The sequence below is a fragment of the Xanthomonas bonasiae genome, assembly GCF_014836395.1.
Taxonomy (GTDB): Bacteria; Pseudomonadota; Gammaproteobacteria; order Xanthomonadales; family Xanthomonadaceae; genus Xanthomonas_A; species Xanthomonas_A bonasiae.
In genome coordinates, this window is record NZ_JACSQX010000005.1 from 335,377 (window position 1) to 350,117 (window position 14,741).

The window sequence follows — 14,741 nt, forward strand, 5'->3', positions numbered from 1 at the left end:
CTGCGGAAGCTGAATAGAGGGCATTTCGCTTCACGATTCATTCGCAATCGCGGTGCAAAGGTGGCCCCGTCGGGAGTGCGATGCCTGCAACAGGCATCGGCTCCGCCACCCAGGAGCAACCAGCATGAACACTTTCAAATCCGCCGTGTGTCTGAGCATCCTCGCAATCGCCACTGCTGCCGCGCCGCTCGCGCAGGCGCAGCGCCATTACGGGCCGGAAGACGCCGGACGCCGCTTCAACGACGGCACCCGCGTGCACTGCAAGAAGGTGGCGGTGCAGAAGAACAACACCGATCCGAACCGCATCGGCGGCACCGTGGCCGGCGCGGCGATCGGCGGCCTGCTCGGCAACCAGATCGGCAAGGGCGACGGCAAGAAGCTGGCCACGGTCGGCGGCGCGGTCGCCGGCGGCGCCACCGGGCGCTACATCCAGGGCCAGCGCCAGCAGGCCAACGGCAACCGCCGCGTCGAGACCGTCTGCAAGCGCTACTGAGTCCACGCCGCGATCGGCCATCGCGGCGCGCTCGGCAGGCAAGCAAAAAACGCCCCGGCGGGCAGCATCCGCCGGGGCGTTTTTTATTGTCGAGGCGTGCGGCTGTGTGCAGTGCGCTGGGATGCCGCGGCGCGGCTCGCCAGGCCTTGTGTAGGAGCGGCTTCGGCCGCGACAGGGCGTTGCCGGGAATGCCCGGTCGCGGCTGAAGCCGCTCCTGCAGGGGCAGGTTGGCGCTTTACCGGCCCTATCCGATCACTTCGCGCAGTGCGCCCCCCAGCTCCGGATAGCGAAACACGTAGCCTTCCTGCTGCGCGCGCGTCGGCAACACCCGCTGGCTGCCCAGCAGCAGGTCGGCCATCTCGCCGAAGGCCAGGCGCAGCGCCGTGGCCGGTGCCGGCAGCAGCGCCGGCCGGTGCAGCGCCTGGCCGAGCTGCTGGGCGAAATCGGCATTGGTCACCGGGGTCGGGGCGGTGGCGTTGTAGGCGCCTTCGCCGCCGTGCTGCAGCAGCCACAGCAACAGGCCGACGTGATCGTCGCGATGGATCCAGCTCATCCATTGCCGGCCGTCGCCCATGCGCCCGCCCAGGCCGAGCCGGAACGGCGGCAGCATCCGCGACAACGCGCCGCCGTCGCGGCCGAGCACCACGCCGGTGCGGACCAGGCTGGTGCGTACGCCCAGCGTCTGCGCGCGCAACGCCTCTGTTTCCCAGTCGCGGCACAGGTGCGCGGCAAAGTCCTCGCCGGCCGGGCTGCGTTCGTCGAGCAGGTCGTTGCCGCGGTCGCCGTAATAGCCGATCGCCGAGCCGGAGAGCAGGCAGGCAGGACGTTGTGCCGGGTCCAGCTGCGCGATCCAGTCGAGCAGCGCGCGGGTGGTGCCGATGCGCGAGGTGCGGAAGCGGCGCTTGCGGGTCTCGTTCCAGCGGCCGTCGCTGAGCGGTTCGCCGGCGAGATTGATCACTGCGTGCGCCGGCGCCGCGCCCTGCAGGTCTTGCAGCGCCTGCACGCCGGGCAGCGCACGCGTCGCACGCGCCGCGTCGCGGCTGAGCACGCTGACCTGGTGTCCGGCCTGGAGCAGGGCAGGGCACAGTGCGCGGCCGATGAATCCGGTGCCGCCGGTGACGAGCACATGCATGAGGAGGGTTCCGCGAGCGGGGAGCGGCAGTGTAGGGCCGGTCGGCATGGCAGCAGAGTGAATACGCCTGCCGATGGCTGCCATGCGCGTCGCTGCGGCGCAGGGCTTCGCGGCGCGTGCACCGCGCGCGCGTCACGCTGCGCACCCGCGTGTGCGTGCCGCCGCGCGGCCATGCATCCTGCCACTGTCCTCTTTCGCATCTGCCATGCTCGCGCCATGACCGTCTCGACTCCGAACCCGCCAGCGCCGCGCCGATGCCGTTTCGCCGCGCGCCTGCTGCTGGTGCTGGCATTGGCCAGCGGCGGTGCACTCGCCGCACCGGCCGAGCCGGCCGACCAGGCCAGCGCCGACTGTCTCGCCGCACTGCTGCGCCAGCTCGGCTGGCGCATCGACAGCACGCCAGCCGCGCAGCCGAGGCTGCTGCCGGGTGCGCCGTGCGAACGCAGTTCGCTGGCCGACGCACAGGCGCACGGCGACCTGCAGGCGGCGTTGCCGGCGCAGTGGAACCCGGCGCAACGGCGCGACGCCCTGCGCGCGCTGCTGGAGACGCCGGCCACGCAGTGCGGCTATTTCCTGCTGCTCGGCGCGGCCACTCAGCGCGCGGTGGCGCATCTGCAGGGCAATCCCGGCTACCGCTTCAGCGCGCTGCAACTGGGCTGGATCGGATTCGGTCCGGGCGGCGCGCGCCGGCAGGGCTGGCAGCGCTTCCGCAGCTTCGGCCGCGGCTACCGTCCGGCGCAGGGCAATGCGCGCGCGATCGAGGCGTTCTACAGCGGCCACGTGCGCTCGGAGTGCGGCGTCGGCCGGCAGATCGCGCAGCTCGCCACGCAGCGCGAGCTTTACGGCGATGCCGGCTTCGATCGCGCGTTCAGTGCCGGGGAACTGTCGATCGGCACCTTCCTCACCCTGCACGACACCGACAGCATCCTGCTCGGCGCGCATGCCGGCGAGTTCTTCGCCGACGGCAAGGCGGTCAAGACCTCGCAGCTGGGTGGCGCCGCCTTCCTCGGCGCACCCGGTTTCATCGCCCACGTGTTCGAGCGCCGCTACCTGGACGACATCAACAACCAGGCGGAGAACTTCGTGGTCGTGGCGGTCAGCGCCGACGCGGCGGCGGCGTTGCGCCGGCATGGCGGCTTCGCCCATTACGACGCCAGCAACCGGCGCATCTGGGAACTGGCGCAGGCGCTGCGCGGACCCGGCCGCGAGCGCTTCGAGAAACTGCTGTTCGAACGCGACCCCGCGCTGCGCGCGAGCTTGTCGCCAGCGCAACGCAGTGTCCTGGCGCAGATCGATGCGCTGCTCGATGATCCCTTCTACCGGGGCTTCGACGTGTACGTGCATCCCAAGGGCACCAAGCCGATCGGCTACCACGTGGCGCGCCTTTTGGACCGCAATCCGCGCACCCCGTTCGCGATCGACCTGACCCTGCACAACCTGCATACCACCTTGTACCGGCGCTGGCGCGACCACCAGTTGCAGGCCTGCGCGCAGGCCGCGCAGACGCCATCGCCTTAGCTGCGCGTCAGCCGCGGCGCTGCGCTTCGTGCGACCCTAATGGGCCTCACTTCGAGCTAGGACAGACGCATGGAACTGGGACTTGTAGGCTTGGGCCGGATGGGCGCGAACATGGCCGAGCGGCTGGTGCGTGGCGGCCACCGCGTGGTCGGTTTCGACCTGGGCGAGGCGGCGCGCAGCGCGGCGCAGCAGCGCGGCGTGGAGACGGCGGACTCGATGGCGGCGCTGGTCGCGGCACTGCCGGCGCCGCGTGCGGTGTGGCTGATGGTGCCGTCCGGCAAGATCGTCGACGACACCCTGGCCGCGCTGTTGCCGCTGCTGGCCGAGGGCGACGTGGTCGTGGACGGCGGCAATTCGTACTACAAGGATTCGATGCGCCGTGCCGCCGAGTTGGCCGCGCACGGGATCTCCTATGTCGATTGCGGCACCAGCGGCGGCGTGTGGGGGCTGAAGGAAGGCTACAGCCTGATGATCGGCGGCGACGAAGCGGCGGTCAGCCGGCTCGACCCGCTGTTCGCCACCCTGGCGCCGGCCACCGATGCCGGCTGGGGCCGGGTCGGTCCCAGCGGTGCCGGCCACTTCACCAAGATGGTCCACAACGGCATCGAGTACGGAATGATGCAGGCCTATGCCGAAGGCTTCGCGCTGATGGCGCGCAAGCAGGAGTTCGAACTGGACCTGCACCAGATCGCCGAGGTCTGGCGACAGGGCAGCGTGGTGCGTTCGTGGCTGCTGGACCTGTGCTCGGATGCGCTGGGCGATAACCCCACCCTGGCCGGGATCGCGCCCTACGTCGAAGACTCCGGCGAAGGCCGCTGGACGGTGGCCGAGGCGATCGACCTCAACGTTCCCGCACCGGTGATCACCTTGTCGCTGCTGGAACGGCTGCGCTCGCGCGACGACGATTCGTTCACCGACAAGCTGTTGTCGGCGATGCGCAACCAGTTCGGCGGGCACGCGATCAAGCACGAAACGCCGACCGTGCCGCCGTCCGGGACCGCGGCCGGATAAGCCGCGCGGTGGTTCAAGCCAGCGCCAGCGTGCGGCCTTCGGCGGCGCTGCGCTGGCCCAGTTCGAGCAAGCGCATCACCGCCAGCGCCTGCGCCGCATCCACCGGCGCAAGCGCGCGTCCGGCCATCGCCTCGCGAAAGCCGGCGTAGCAGTGCCGATAGTCGCCGCGCTGCGTCTGCAGCGCGTGCGCGGTGGCGCTGCCGTCGTCGGCGACCAGGGTCAGCTGGCCGGCGAGCGGATCCTCGCCCCACTGCGGCGCGGCCGGGGTGAGTCCGGCGCGCAACTGCGCCTCCTGCGTATCCAGGCCATGCTTGAGATAGCTGCCGCGCTCGCCATGCGCGGCGAAGCGCAGTCCGTTCGCCGCGACCAGCGAGCCGGCATGCAGGACCGCACGCAGCCGCGGGTAGCGCAGCACGGCATGGAAATAATCGGTCGCCTGTGCGCCGTGGCGCTGCTGCGCCAGATCGACCTGGATCGCTTCCGGCAGGCCGAACAATTGCAGGGTCTGGTCGAGCAGGTGCGGCCCCAGGTCGAACCACAGTCCGGAGCCGGGCAGCGCATGCTCGCGCCAGCGGTTGCCGACCTGCGGGCGATGGCGGTCGAAGTGCGAGTGGAACTCGGCGACCTCGCCCAGCGTGCCCGCCTCCAGTAGCGCGCGCAGGGTGAGGAAGTCGCCGTCCCAGCGCCGGTTCTGGAACACGCTGACGATGCGCCCGGCGCGTTGCGCCTGGGCGACGACCTGCTGCGCCTCGTCCACGTCCAGGGTGAACGGCTTGTCCACCAGCACGTGCTTGCCCTGCGCCAGCGCCGCCAGCGCCAGCGGCGCATGGGTCTGATTCGGCGTGGCCACCACCACCGCATCGATCTGCGGATCGGCGAAGGCCTGCTGCGCGTCGGCGACGATGCGCGCCTGCGGATAGGCCGCGGCCGCCTCGTCGTGGCGGCTGGACACGATGGTATGCAGGCGCAGGCCCGGCGTGTGCGCGATCAACGGCGCATGGAACACGCGGCCGACGAAGCCGTAGCCGAGCAAGGCGAGATTGAAGGTCTGATCCATGGCGTGCGGAGGGGCGGCAGTGCGGGAAAGGACAGTATCCCGGCAAAGGCCTTCACCCGGCGTGCACGCCTTTCACGCTGCCGCGATTTGCCGGTCACGTCGCTTGTACGCCGCCACGCAGACACTCCGCCCACACCTTCAAGGGAGGAGGACATCATGAAAAAGTTCACGTCGCCCACGCTGCTCAGCGCTGCACTCGCCTTCGGTCTGACCCTGGCCGCCGGCCAGGCGCTCGCCGTCGATCCGCCGACCACCGCCGACAAGGACCATGCCGCCATGGCCCACAACGACGGCATGAAGCACGAGTCCAAGGAGCCGGTCACCGACACCTGGATCACCACCAAGGTGAAGGCCGATCTGCTCGCGACCAAGGACGTCTCCGGCACCGACATCAAGGTCGAAACGCTCAATGGCACGGTCAAGCTGTCCGGTGCGGTCGAAAGCAAGGCGCAGCGCGACAAGGCCGTGTCGGTCGCCAAGATGATCGACGGGGTCAAGAAGGTCGATTCGACCGGCCTGAAAGTGACCGGCGCGGCCAAGCACTGAGCTCCGCCACGCCATCGGTGACGGCGGGGGGTGCGAGACGAGGCGCGCCCCGCCGCTGCACTACGACGCACTCTTCGGAGTGCGTTTTTTTTGGGGCGACACACTCGCGTGCGGGGGGCATCACCCAGCGTCTCGCCGCGCTTCGCATTGCATTGACGCACGTTCAGTCATCATCAAGCCACGTCAGCTACCAGGCGAATTGCCATGTTGGATGCTTACTCTCCAGCCGCGTCCAGCCACGCGGCCACGCACCCCGCGTCGCTCGACGCGGTGGATACGGCGCTCTCTTCGACAGGCGCGCCGCCGCGACCGTCTTCCTTGCTCCTGGCGATGCGCCAGCTCGAATCGAAGCTGGGCATGTTGCTGGTCACCTTCCACGACGATGCCGGGTTCTGGCGCGCCTTCGCCAGACTGATGCAGGACCTGGACAAGGACCTGACCACGGGCGAGCGCGCGCGCCTGCGCAGCCATGCCGATTTCCTGCTGGTTCGGGCAGGGATGTCGTCGTGGACGCTGATCGGCGCGACGCACGACGCCGCCGCCCGCGTGGTCCGGGCGGCAACACGCTGATCCGGATGCGGGCGAATGGTCTCGACCCATGGGCGGCGTATAGCCGCCCATTTCTTTGTACCCAATCGTTAAGATAGAGTCGCATTCAGGTGTCGTGACGGGGAGCTTGCGCGAAGCCTGAATAATTCATCGTGCGCTCGCGCGGATCGGCGACAATGCCGCCCCGCTTTCGCTGCCGTCTTCAATCTTCCAAGAACAGGTATGCAGATCACCGCCAAACATGACGCCTGGGACCGCTGGCGTTTGCCGCTGCTGGTGCTGGCGGTGGTCCTGATCGTGATCCTGCCCTCGTTGCTGTTGCGGCAGATGAGCGAAAGCACCTTGCGTGCGGCCGATTGGGTCAGCCACAGCCAGGAGGTCACGGCGGGGCTCAGCAGGTTGGAAGCGGACATGCGCGACATGGAGTCGGCGGCGATGGCGATGTCGCACGATGTCGACTCGCCGATCCTGCGCGCACGGTTCGGCGAGTCGCGCGCGGCGATCCCCCCGACCATCGCGCGCCTGGTCGAGCTGACCCGCGACAACCCCGACCAGCAGGTGCGCATCGGCCGCCTGCAGAGCACCCTGGACCGCCGCAGCCTGCTGGCGGCGCGCATTGCCCAGAACCGCGACCCGGACCGGATCCGTGGCTTGATCCAGGAGATGACCGCGGACAACCCGATCCGCGGCCTGGTCGCCGAACTGCAGAAGCGCGAGGATGCGCTGCTGGCCGAGCGCACCGCCGACGCCGACCAGCGGCGGATGCTGGCCTCGGCGATCAGCTGGGTGTCGCTGGCGGTGCAGTTGCTGCTGCTGGGCCTGGTGATCTGGCTGCTGCAAGGGCAGATCGGCCGGCGCCTGGACGCGGAGCGGCACATGCTGCGCGCCAATGCCCGCGCCGCCGCGGTGCTGCAGACGGTGCGCGAGCCGATCGTGCTGCTCGACAGCGAGCAACGCATGCTGATGCACAACGCCGCCTTCGGCGAGCTGTACGGGCTGGACCCGGAGCGTCCGACCAAGATGCTGGCCGATGTCGGCGACGGCGTCTGGCAGGATCCCCTCGTGCGCCAGCGCCTGGCCGACGTGCTGCTGCGCGGGCGCGAGCTGTGGGACTTCGAGCACGAACAGCTCGGCGCCGACGGCGTCGGCCGCACCATGCTGCTGAACGCGCGGCGCATGCCGCTGCCGGACAGCGAGGACGAAGTGGTGCTGATGACGGTCAGCGACATCAGCCTGCAGAAGGCCTCGCAGCAGCGCATCCAGATGCTCAACCGGCAGCTCGAGGGCAAGGTGGAGCAGGTCTCGGAGGTCAATCGCGAACTGGAGGCCTTCAGCTATTCGGTCTCGCACGACCTGCGCGCGCCGCTGCGCCATGTCGCCGGCTTCGCCGACAAGCTGGCCCGCCACCTCGGCGACGACGCCGACGAGAAGAGCCGCCATTATCTGGAAGTGATCGGCACCTCGGCGCGGCGCATGGCGTCGCTGATCGACGACCTGCTGGTCTACTCGCGCCTGGGCCGCAGCGCGCTGCGCCTGCAGGCGGTGGACATGCAGTCGCTGGTGGCGGAGACGCGCTCGGTGCTCGATGCCAACGCGCAGTCCGACCACGCCGGCAGCGGCCACCGCATCGAGTGGAACGTCGCGCCGCTGCCGATCCTGGTCGCCGACGAGAACATGATGCGTCAGCTGTGGCTGAACCTGCTCGGCAATGCGGTCAAGTACAGCGCCAAGCGCGAGGTCGCGGTGATCGAGGTCGGCTATCAGCTGCAAGCCGACGGCAGCCACCACTTCACCGTGCGCGACAATGGCGCCGGTTTCGACATGGCCTATGCGGCTAAGCTGTTCGGTGTGTTCCAGCGCCTGCACAAGGCCAGCGAGTACACCGGGACCGGCATCGGCCTAGCCAGCGTGCGCCGCGTGCTGACCCGCCACGGCGGCCATATCTGGGCCGATGCCGCGCCGGACCAGGGCGCGTCCTTCCATTTCGTCTTACCTCCCGCGCTCGAAGCGCCTACCAACGAGTTGACCGTATGACCGCCATCCGCACCATCCTGCTCGCCGAAGACAGTCCCGCCGATGCCGAAATGGCGGTCGATGCGCTGCGCGATGCGCGCCTGGCCAATCCCATCGTGCACGTCGAGGACGGCGTGGAGGCGATGGATTACCTGCTGCGCCGCGGCGCCTACGCCGACCGCGAGGAAGGCCTGCCGGCGGTGCTGCTGCTGGACATCAAGATGCCGCGCATGGACGGGCTGGAAGTGCTGAAGCTGGTGCGCACCGACGAGTCGCTCAAGCGCCTGCCGGTGGTGATCCTGTCGTCCTCGCGCGAGGAAAGCGACCTGGCGCGCAGCTGGGATCTGGGCGTCAACGCCTACGTGGTCAAGCCGGTGGACGTGGACCAGTTCTTCACTGCGGTGAAGACCCTGGGCACGTTCTGGGCGGTGATCAACCAGGCGCCGGACAAAGAGTAAGCGCCTATGCCTACGACCGGCACCAAGCTCGGACCGATCCGGATCCTCATGGTCGAGGATTCTCCGGAAGACGCCGAGCTGCTGTCCGACCAGTTGCTGGACGCCGGCCTGGAGGCGACCTTCCGGCGGGTGGAAGGCGAGTCCGCGCTGCGTGTCGCGCTGCGCGAGTTCGCCCCGGACATCGTGCTGTCGGACCTGAGCATGCCGGGCTTCTCGGGACACCAGGCGTTGCGCGTACTGCGCGAGCACAGCACGTCGGTGCCCTTCATCTTCGTCTCCGGCACGATCGGCGAGGAGACCGCGGTGGAGGCGCTGCGCGATGGCGCCAACGACTACATCATCAAGCACAACCCGACCCGGTTGCCGTCGGCGGTGGCGCGCGCGATCCGCGAAGCGCGTACCGAGCGCGAGCGGCAGCGGGTCGAGGGCGAACTCATGCGCGCGCAGCGGCTGGAGAGCCTGGCGATGCTCGCCGCCGGCCTGAGCCACGACCTGCGCAACATCCTGCAGCCGCTGCTGATCGTGCCGGAACTGATGATCGGGCGCAGCGACGACCCGCAGCTGCGGCACCTGGCCGAGGTCATCGCCGAGTGCGGCCGGCGCGGCCACGAGATGGCCGAATCGATGCTGTCGTTCGTGCGCGGCTCGCGCACGCCCAGCGAGCGGGTGTCCATCGCCGGCCTGTTCCAGGCGGTGCAGATGCTGCTCAAGAGCAGCCTGCCCGAGCGGGTCGGCCTGCAGGTGGACGTGGCCGACGCCGAGCTGTCGATCGAGGCCAACTACACCGAATTGCAGCAGTGCCTGCTCAACCTCGGCCTGAACGCGATCCAGGCGATGCCCGATGGCGGCACGCTGTCCATTTCGGCGGCGCCGGCGATCGGCGCCGACGGCAGCGAGCAGGTGCGGATCCTGGTCCGCGACACCGGCGTGGGCATGGATGCGGACACGCAGGCGCAGCTGTTCAGTCCGTTCTTCACCACCAAGGCCGACGGCACCGGCCTGGGCCTGATCTCGTGCAAGCGCATCGTCGAAAGCTACGGCGGCAGCATCGGCGTGGACAGCACGCCGGGCGTGGGCACCTGCTTCGAACTGCTGATCCCGCTGCGCGGACATGCGCCCTCGGCCGAGCCGGAGCCGGCGATGCCGATGGGCAGGGGCCAGCGCGTGTTGCTGGTGGACGGCGAGGCCACGCGCCTGTCGCTGCTCGGCAACGCCTTGTCCAGCCAGGGCTACCAGCCGCAGCTGGCCTCCGACGGCGCCGCGGCGCTGCGCGAGGTGCGCGAACACGGCATGCCGGATCTGGTGATCGTGGACAGCGACATCATCCTGCTGTCGGCGGTGAGCCTGCTGCTGGCGCTGCAGGACCTGGACTACCGCGGTCCAGCGATCGTGCTGGAAGATGCCGGTACGGCCCTACAGCGCGATCACTTCCCGCGCGACATCGCCGTGCACGTCCTGCGCAAGCCGCTGGAGATGCAGCGCGTGTTCCGCGCGGTGGCGCATGCGTTGGAGAGTGGTTGAGGGGCCGGGATTGGGGATTCGGGATTCGTTTCAGGCAACAGCGACGGCAACGGCACTACCGTTGCACGGAAGGTAAAGCGCTTTAGCGCGGGCAATCACACACCTGGACGCCGCTTTTGCGAATCCCCAATCCCGAATCCCCAATCCCGGCTTCACTGCTGGGACGACTGATCTTCCGGGTCGCGCCTGGCCGGGACGCGGCGCGGCGGCAGTGGCGGCAGGGCGCCGCGGGTGTCGGTGTCGCTTTCGGTGGTCAGCGCCGGCTCCCAGGGGAAGCGCGGCAGGGTGCGCACCGCGTTTTCCAGCTTGCGCGACCAGGTGTCGTGGATTTCCGAATACAGCGGCGTGTCCGCTTCCAGGCGCAGGCGCTCGGTGACGCGCAGGTCGTTGCGGCGGATCACCGCCAGGTCGATCGGCATGCCGACCGACAGGTTGGAGCGGATGGTGGAGTCCAGCGAGACCAGCGCGGTGCGCGCGGCGTCCTCCAGCTGCATCTCCGGGCGGATGATGCGGTCCAGGATCGGCTTGCCGTACTTGGACTCGCCGATCTGCAGGTACGGCGTCTCCGGGGAGGTGGCGATGGCGTTGCCCAGCGGGTAGATCATGTACAGCCCGGGCCGCTCGCCGGCGATCTGCCCACCCAGGATCAGGGTGGACTGCACGCTGACGCCGCTGTGCTGGGACTGGTCGGAGAGCTTGACCTGGCTGGAGACCAGGACCTCGCCGACGTACTCGGCAACCTCGAACAGGTGCTTGAACGAGCGCAGGCTGCGCGGCGCGTCCGGATCGTCCGCATCGCGTTGCAGCTTGGAGATCGCCAGCTGGGTGGTGGCCAGGTTGCCGGCCGACATCAGCACGAACACCGCCTGCCCCGGATACTCGAACACATGCAGCTTGCGATGCACGCGGACGTCGTCCAGCGAGGCGTTGGTGCGCGTGTCTGCGGCGAAGACCAGGCCTTCGTCCACTTCGATGCCTACGCAATAAGTCATGTCGCTGCCGGAGTTCAATGCGTTTCGATTCTATGCGGGGGGGACGGGCTTGGCTACCCGTTGACGGTCGCGGCCGCGGCATGCGCGAATATCCCATGACCACCGTGCTCCTCAGCCTGGGCAGCAATCTGCGCCCGCACCAGCATCTGCCCGCCGCGATAGGTGCGCTGCGGCAGCGTTTCGGCCCGATCGCGGTGTCCCCGACCTACCGCACCCCGGCGGTCGGATTCGACGGCCCGCCGTTCCTGAACAATGCCGTGTCGTTGCAGACCGAGTGGGAGCTGGAAACGCTGGATGCCTGGCTGCATGCGCTGGAAGACGCGCATGGCCGCGACCGCAGCGGCCCGCGTTTCAGCGACCGCACCCTGGATATCGACGTGGTGTTCTACGGCGACCGCATCGTCGAGGGCCCCGGCCACTTGCGCATCCCGCGCCCGGAACTGCGCCATGCCTTCGTGCTCAAGCCGCTGGCCGACATCGCCGCCGACTTCGTCGACCCGCTCAGCGGCCGCCGCCTGGGCGCGCTGTGGCAGGCGCATGCGCAGTTCGGGGAGGCGTTCGAGGTGGTCGAGCTCGATGAAGCCGGGAGTGGGGAATCGGGAATGGAGAATCGGTAGAGCCGGACGCCGGGTCGGGGCCTCGGGCTGTCATGGCGCGGTAATGAGTGGCTCTGGGCAACGACTGGCCTGGGCGCGCTCGCCTGTTCCCCATTCCCCATTCCCAAGTCCCAGCCGTCAGGAAAGCCCCCGCCCCCCATCCACCCGCAACGTCTGCCCGGTGACGAAGCCGGCGTCGTCGAGCAGCCAGCGCACCGCCTCGGCGATCTCCTCGACCCGGCCGATCCGCGCCAGCGGCGTGCGCGCCAGCAGCGCCTGCTGCGCAGCGCTGTCCTTGCCGGCCTCCGGCCACAGGATCGCGCCCGGGGCGATCGCGTTGACCCGCACCTGCGGCGCCAGCTCCAGCGCCAGCGAGCGGGTCAGCATCGCCAGCGCGGCCTTCGCCGCGCTGTACAGCGGGTGCGCGCGCAGCGGCTGCTCGGCGTGCAGGTCGGTGATGTTGACGATCGCGCCGCGGTGCTCGCGCAGTTGCGCGGCCGCGGCCTGGGCCAGGAACAGCGGCGCGCGCGCATTGACCGCGAACAGGTCGTCCCATTGCGCCGGCGTGGCCTCGGCCAGCGGCGTGGGATAGAAGTTGGAGGCGTTGTTGACCAGCGCATCGAGCCGGCCGAAACGCTGCACGCACTGCGCCACCAGCGCCGGCAGCTGCGCGGCGTCGCGCAGGTCGGCGTGCAGGGTCAGGGTGCTGCCGGCGCGCGCGGCTTCCAGTTCCTGCGCCAGCGCCTGCAGCTCGGCCTGCGAGGTATGCGCGTGCAGCGCCAGGCGATAGCCGGCTGCGTGCAGGCGCCGCGCGATGCCGGCGCCGATGCGCCGTGCGCTGCCGGTGATCAGGGCGACTTTGGTCTCGGTCATGTGTGCATTCCACGCTCGGCTATGCTGTGCATTGTCCACGCAATCCAGCGCCGCATGCCTATCGACTTTCCCACCCCCGACGCCGACGCGCTCGCCCACAGCGATCGATTGGCCGCGCATCTGCGCGCCGAGATCGCCGCCGGCGGCGGCGCGATTCCGTTCTCGCGCTTCATGGAGCTGGCGCTGTACGCGCCGGGCCTCGGCTACTACAGCGCCGGCAGCAGCAAGTTCGGCGAGGACGGCGACTTCGTCACCGCGCCGGAGCTGGGGCCGTTGTTCGCCGCCACCGTCTCCAACGCGCTGGCCCCGGTGCTGCAGCAGCTCGGGCCGCAGGCGCGGATGCTGGAAGTGGGCGGCGGCAGCGGCGCGTTCGCCGAGGTGATGCTCAAGCGCCTGCTGGCGCTGGACGCGTTGCCCGAGCGCTACGCCATCCTCGAGCCCAGCGCCGACCTGCGCGAACGCCAGCGCGCGCGTCTGCAGCGCGCGCTGATCCCGCCGGTGTTCGACCTGGTGGAGTGGCTGGACCGGCCGTTCGAGGACGACTGGAACGGCGTGCTGTTCGCCAACGAGGTGATCGACGCGCTGCCGACGCCGCGCTTCACCCTGCGCGACGGCGAGGTGTTCGAGGAAACCGTGACCCTGGACGGCGAAGGCCGCTTCCGCCGCGGCGAGCAGCCGGCCGATCCGCTGCTGGCGGCGGCGGTGCGGCATGTCGAACGCTATCTGCAAACGCCGTTCGCCGATGGCTACCGCTCCGAACTGCTGCCGCAGTTGCCGTACTGGATCCAGGCGGTGGCCGGCGGCCTGCGCAGCGGCGCGATGCTGTTCGTCGACTACGGCTATCCGCGCGGCGAGTTCTACCTGCCGCAGCGCGACGACGGCACCCTGCGCGCGTTCTACCGGCACCGCACGCATGCCGATCCCTATCTGTGGCCGGGCCTGCAGGACCTGACCGCGTCGGTGGACTTCACCGCGCTGGCCGAGGCCGGCACCGGCGCCGGTTTCGAACTGGGCGGCTACTGCACCCAGGCCAGCTTCCTGCTCGGCAACGGCCTGGATGCGCTGCTGGCCGAGGCCGAGGCGCGCAGCGACGAACGCGGCCGCCTGCGCCTGCGCGAGCAGGTGAAGCGCTTGACCCTGCCCAGCGAAATGGGCGAGCGCTTCCAGGTGATGGGCTTCGAACGCGATGTGTCGCTGGCGCCGGCGTTCCTGGTCGGCGACCTGACCTGGCGGCTGTGATGGCGGCGGTCCGCGCATTCCGCCGGCCCTGGCTGTGGCTGGGGCTGTGGTGGCTGGGTGTGCTGGTGCTGATCTATGTGTGCATGATGCCGCACCCGCCGCAGCTGTCCGACCTGCCGGACACCGACAAGGCCGAGCATTTCACCGCCTACCTGCTGCTCGCGGCAGGCGCGGTGCAGGTCTACGCCGGGCCGCGCGCCTGGCGTTGGGCGGCGCTGGGCCTGCTGTTGCTCGGCATCGGCATCGAGTTCGCGCAGGGCGCGTGGACCACCACGCGTTCCGCCGATCCGTTCGACGCGCTGGCCGATGCGCTGGGCGTGGCGGCGGGCATGGCCACCGCGCTGACCCCGCTGCGCGATCTGCTGTGGCGGTTGGAAACCGGCGCGGGGCGCCGCCGCCGCGGCTGATGCCCGGTTTCGCTTCGCGCGCGCCGTGCCGCCGGCCCGGCGCCGCGGTCTACGCCATCGGCCAAGATGCGGTTTCCCCGGTGGCGGTGCCGGTGCGCGCGCAGCGCCTGGCCTAGAGTGCGTCGGCCCGCGCAGTGCCCGGGCCGACGCGCGGCGCACCGCGCACCTTGCGCATGGCCGGCGGCCGCACGCCAGCGGCCGGCGCCGCCTTCGCCGAGGAGAATCCCCATGCCGACACGTCGCGCCCGCGCCTTGTGCAGCACCACCCTGTTCGCCGGGCTGTGCCTGGCCGCCATCGCCACCCCTGCCGCTGCCGCCTGGGACGGGATCTGCAAC

General features: G+C 69.9%; 15 protein-coding genes. 11 read left to right on the top strand and 4 right to left on the bottom strand.

Annotated elements, in window-relative coordinates:
* Positions 1 to 124 precede the first annotated feature (124 nt).
* A complete protein-coding gene (locus H9658_RS10255) occupies positions 125 to 493 on the top strand; it encodes a glycine zipper 2TM domain-containing protein (protein ID WP_179567333.1) in 369 nt (122 codons plus the stop codon).
* Positions 494 to 737: 244 nt separating this feature from the next.
* Here the strand turns inward: H9658_RS10255 and H9658_RS10260 are convergent, their stop codons facing one another.
* Complete coding sequence (locus tag H9658_RS10260; RefSeq protein ID WP_191825259.1) at positions 738 to 1,625, bottom strand: TIGR01777 family oxidoreductase; 888 nt, start codon at positions 1,623 to 1,625, stop codon at positions 738 to 740.
* Positions 1,626 to 1,841: 216 nt separating this feature from the next.
* On the opposite strand from H9658_RS10260, the gene H9658_RS10265 reads away from it, so the two are divergent.
* Both H9658_RS10265 and gnd read left to right on the top strand, forming a co-directional pair.
* Positions 1,842 to 3,143: a hypothetical protein gene (locus tag H9658_RS10265; protein WP_191825260.1), complete on the top strand. Its 1,302-nt coding sequence runs from the start codon at positions 1,842 to 1,844 to the stop codon at positions 3,141 to 3,143.
* Positions 3,144 to 3,212: 69 nt separating this feature from the next.
* Complete coding sequence (gnd, locus tag H9658_RS10270; protein ID WP_191825261.1) at positions 3,213 to 4,154, top strand: phosphogluconate dehydrogenase (NAD(+)-dependent, decarboxylating); 942 nt, start codon at positions 3,213 to 3,215, stop codon at positions 4,152 to 4,154.
* 13 nt (positions 4,155 to 4,167) lie between these two features.
* Here gnd and H9658_RS10275 read toward each other — a convergent pair whose 3' ends face one another.
* Complete coding sequence (locus H9658_RS10275; RefSeq protein WP_191825262.1) at positions 4,168 to 5,211, bottom strand: oxidoreductase; 1,044 nt, start codon at positions 5,209 to 5,211, stop codon at positions 4,168 to 4,170.
* A gap of 156 nt (positions 5,212 to 5,367) precedes the next feature.
* On the opposite strand from H9658_RS10275, the gene H9658_RS10280 reads away from it, so the two are divergent.
* From H9658_RS10280 to H9658_RS10300, 5 genes are all read left to right on the top strand, one after another.
* Positions 5,368 to 5,757, top strand: coding sequence for a BON domain-containing protein (locus H9658_RS10280; RefSeq protein WP_179567323.1), 390 nt, complete (start codon positions 5,368 to 5,370; stop codon positions 5,755 to 5,757).
* Positions 5,758 to 5,961: 204 nt separating this feature from the next.
* Positions 5,962 to 6,327, top strand: coding sequence for a hypothetical protein (locus H9658_RS10285; RefSeq protein WP_191825263.1), 366 nt, complete (start codon positions 5,962 to 5,964; stop codon positions 6,325 to 6,327).
* Between the two features lie 201 nt (positions 6,328 to 6,528).
* Entirely contained in the window at positions 6,529 to 8,340 is a 1,812-nt protein-coding gene (locus H9658_RS10290; protein WP_191825264.1) for a sensor histidine kinase, read from the top strand.
* Positions 8,337 to 8,777 (top strand): response regulator, encoded by a 441-nt coding sequence (locus H9658_RS10295; RefSeq protein WP_179567317.1) that lies wholly within the window; start codon positions 8,337 to 8,339, stop codon positions 8,775 to 8,777. The genes H9658_RS10290 and H9658_RS10295 overlap by 4 nt, the downstream gene beginning before the upstream one ends.
* A gap of 6 nt (positions 8,778 to 8,783) precedes the next feature.
* Positions 8,784 to 10,298 (top strand): ATP-binding response regulator, encoded by a 1,515-nt coding sequence (locus H9658_RS10300; RefSeq protein ID WP_179567315.1) that lies wholly within the window; start codon positions 8,784 to 8,786, stop codon positions 10,296 to 10,298.
* A gap of 152 nt (positions 10,299 to 10,450) precedes the next feature.
* Here the strand turns inward: H9658_RS10300 and H9658_RS10305 are convergent, their stop codons facing one another.
* Positions 10,451 to 11,290, bottom strand: coding sequence for a 20S proteasome subunit A/B (locus H9658_RS10305; protein ID WP_179567313.1), 840 nt, complete (start codon positions 11,288 to 11,290; stop codon positions 10,451 to 10,453).
* Between the two features lie 95 nt (positions 11,291 to 11,385).
* On the opposite strand from H9658_RS10305, the gene folK reads away from it, so the two are divergent.
* Entirely contained in the window at positions 11,386 to 11,907 is a 522-nt protein-coding gene (gene folK, locus H9658_RS10310) for a 2-amino-4-hydroxy-6-hydroxymethyldihydropteridine diphosphokinase (RefSeq protein WP_191825265.1), read from the top strand.
* A gap of 117 nt (positions 11,908 to 12,024) precedes the next feature.
* On the opposite strand, the gene H9658_RS10315 is transcribed toward folK, so the two are convergent.
* Positions 12,025 to 12,759: a pteridine reductase gene (locus H9658_RS10315; protein ID WP_191825266.1), complete on the bottom strand. Its 735-nt coding sequence runs from the start codon at positions 12,757 to 12,759 to the stop codon at positions 12,025 to 12,027.
* A gap of 54 nt (positions 12,760 to 12,813) precedes the next feature.
* Here H9658_RS10315 and H9658_RS10320 point away from each other — a divergent pair, with 54 nt between their 5' ends.
* Both H9658_RS10320 and H9658_RS10325 read left to right on the top strand, forming a co-directional pair.
* A complete protein-coding gene (locus tag H9658_RS10320; RefSeq protein WP_225209873.1) occupies positions 12,814 to 13,998 on the top strand; it encodes a class I SAM-dependent methyltransferase in 1,185 nt (394 codons plus the stop codon).
* Positions 13,998 to 14,405 carry a VanZ family protein gene (locus H9658_RS10325; protein WP_369915669.1) on the top strand — a complete coding sequence of 136 codons (408 nt, stop codon included), beginning with the start codon at positions 13,998 to 14,000 and terminating at the stop codon, positions 14,403 to 14,405. The genes H9658_RS10320 and H9658_RS10325 overlap by 1 nt, the downstream gene beginning before the upstream one ends.
* Positions 14,406 to 14,741 lie beyond the last annotated feature (336 nt).

Bases quoted from the DNA above. Each gene is read 5' to 3' on its own strand.
- H9658_RS10255 (WP_179567333.1), top strand. From the start codon at position 125: ATGAACACTTTCAAATCCGCCGTGTGTCTGAGCATCCTCGCAATCGCC.
- H9658_RS10260 (WP_191825259.1), bottom strand. From the start codon at position 1,625: ATGCATGTGCTCGTCACCGGCGGCACCGGATTCATCGGCCGCGCACTG.
- H9658_RS10265 (WP_191825260.1), top strand. From the start codon at position 1,842: ATGACCGTCTCGACTCCGAACCCGCCAGCGCCGCGCCGATGCCGTTTC.
- gnd (WP_191825261.1), top strand. From the start codon at position 3,213: ATGGAACTGGGACTTGTAGGCTTGGGCCGGATGGGCGCGAACATGGCC.
- H9658_RS10275 (WP_191825262.1), bottom strand. From the start codon at position 5,211: ATGGATCAGACCTTCAATCTCGCCTTGCTCGGCTACGGCTTCGTCGGC.
- H9658_RS10280 (WP_179567323.1), top strand. From the start codon at position 5,368: ATGAAAAAGTTCACGTCGCCCACGCTGCTCAGCGCTGCACTCGCCTTC.
- H9658_RS10285 (WP_191825263.1), top strand. From the start codon at position 5,962: ATGTTGGATGCTTACTCTCCAGCCGCGTCCAGCCACGCGGCCACGCAC.
- H9658_RS10290 (WP_191825264.1), top strand. From the start codon at position 6,529: ATGCAGATCACCGCCAAACATGACGCCTGGGACCGCTGGCGTTTGCCG.
- H9658_RS10295 (WP_179567317.1), top strand. From the start codon at position 8,337: ATGACCGCCATCCGCACCATCCTGCTCGCCGAAGACAGTCCCGCCGAT.
- H9658_RS10300 (WP_179567315.1), top strand. From the start codon at position 8,784: ATGCCTACGACCGGCACCAAGCTCGGACCGATCCGGATCCTCATGGTC.
- H9658_RS10305 (WP_179567313.1), bottom strand. From the start codon at position 11,290: ATGACTTATTGCGTAGGCATCGAAGTGGACGAAGGCCTGGTCTTCGCC.
- folK (WP_191825265.1), top strand. From the start codon at position 11,386: ATGACCACCGTGCTCCTCAGCCTGGGCAGCAATCTGCGCCCGCACCAG.
- H9658_RS10315 (WP_191825266.1), bottom strand. From the start codon at position 12,759: ATGACCGAGACCAAAGTCGCCCTGATCACCGGCAGCGCACGGCGCATC.
- H9658_RS10320 (WP_225209873.1), top strand. From the start codon at position 12,814: ATGCCTATCGACTTTCCCACCCCCGACGCCGACGCGCTCGCCCACAGC.
- H9658_RS10325 (WP_369915669.1), top strand. From the start codon at position 13,998: ATGGCGGCGGTCCGCGCATTCCGCCGGCCCTGGCTGTGGCTGGGGCTG.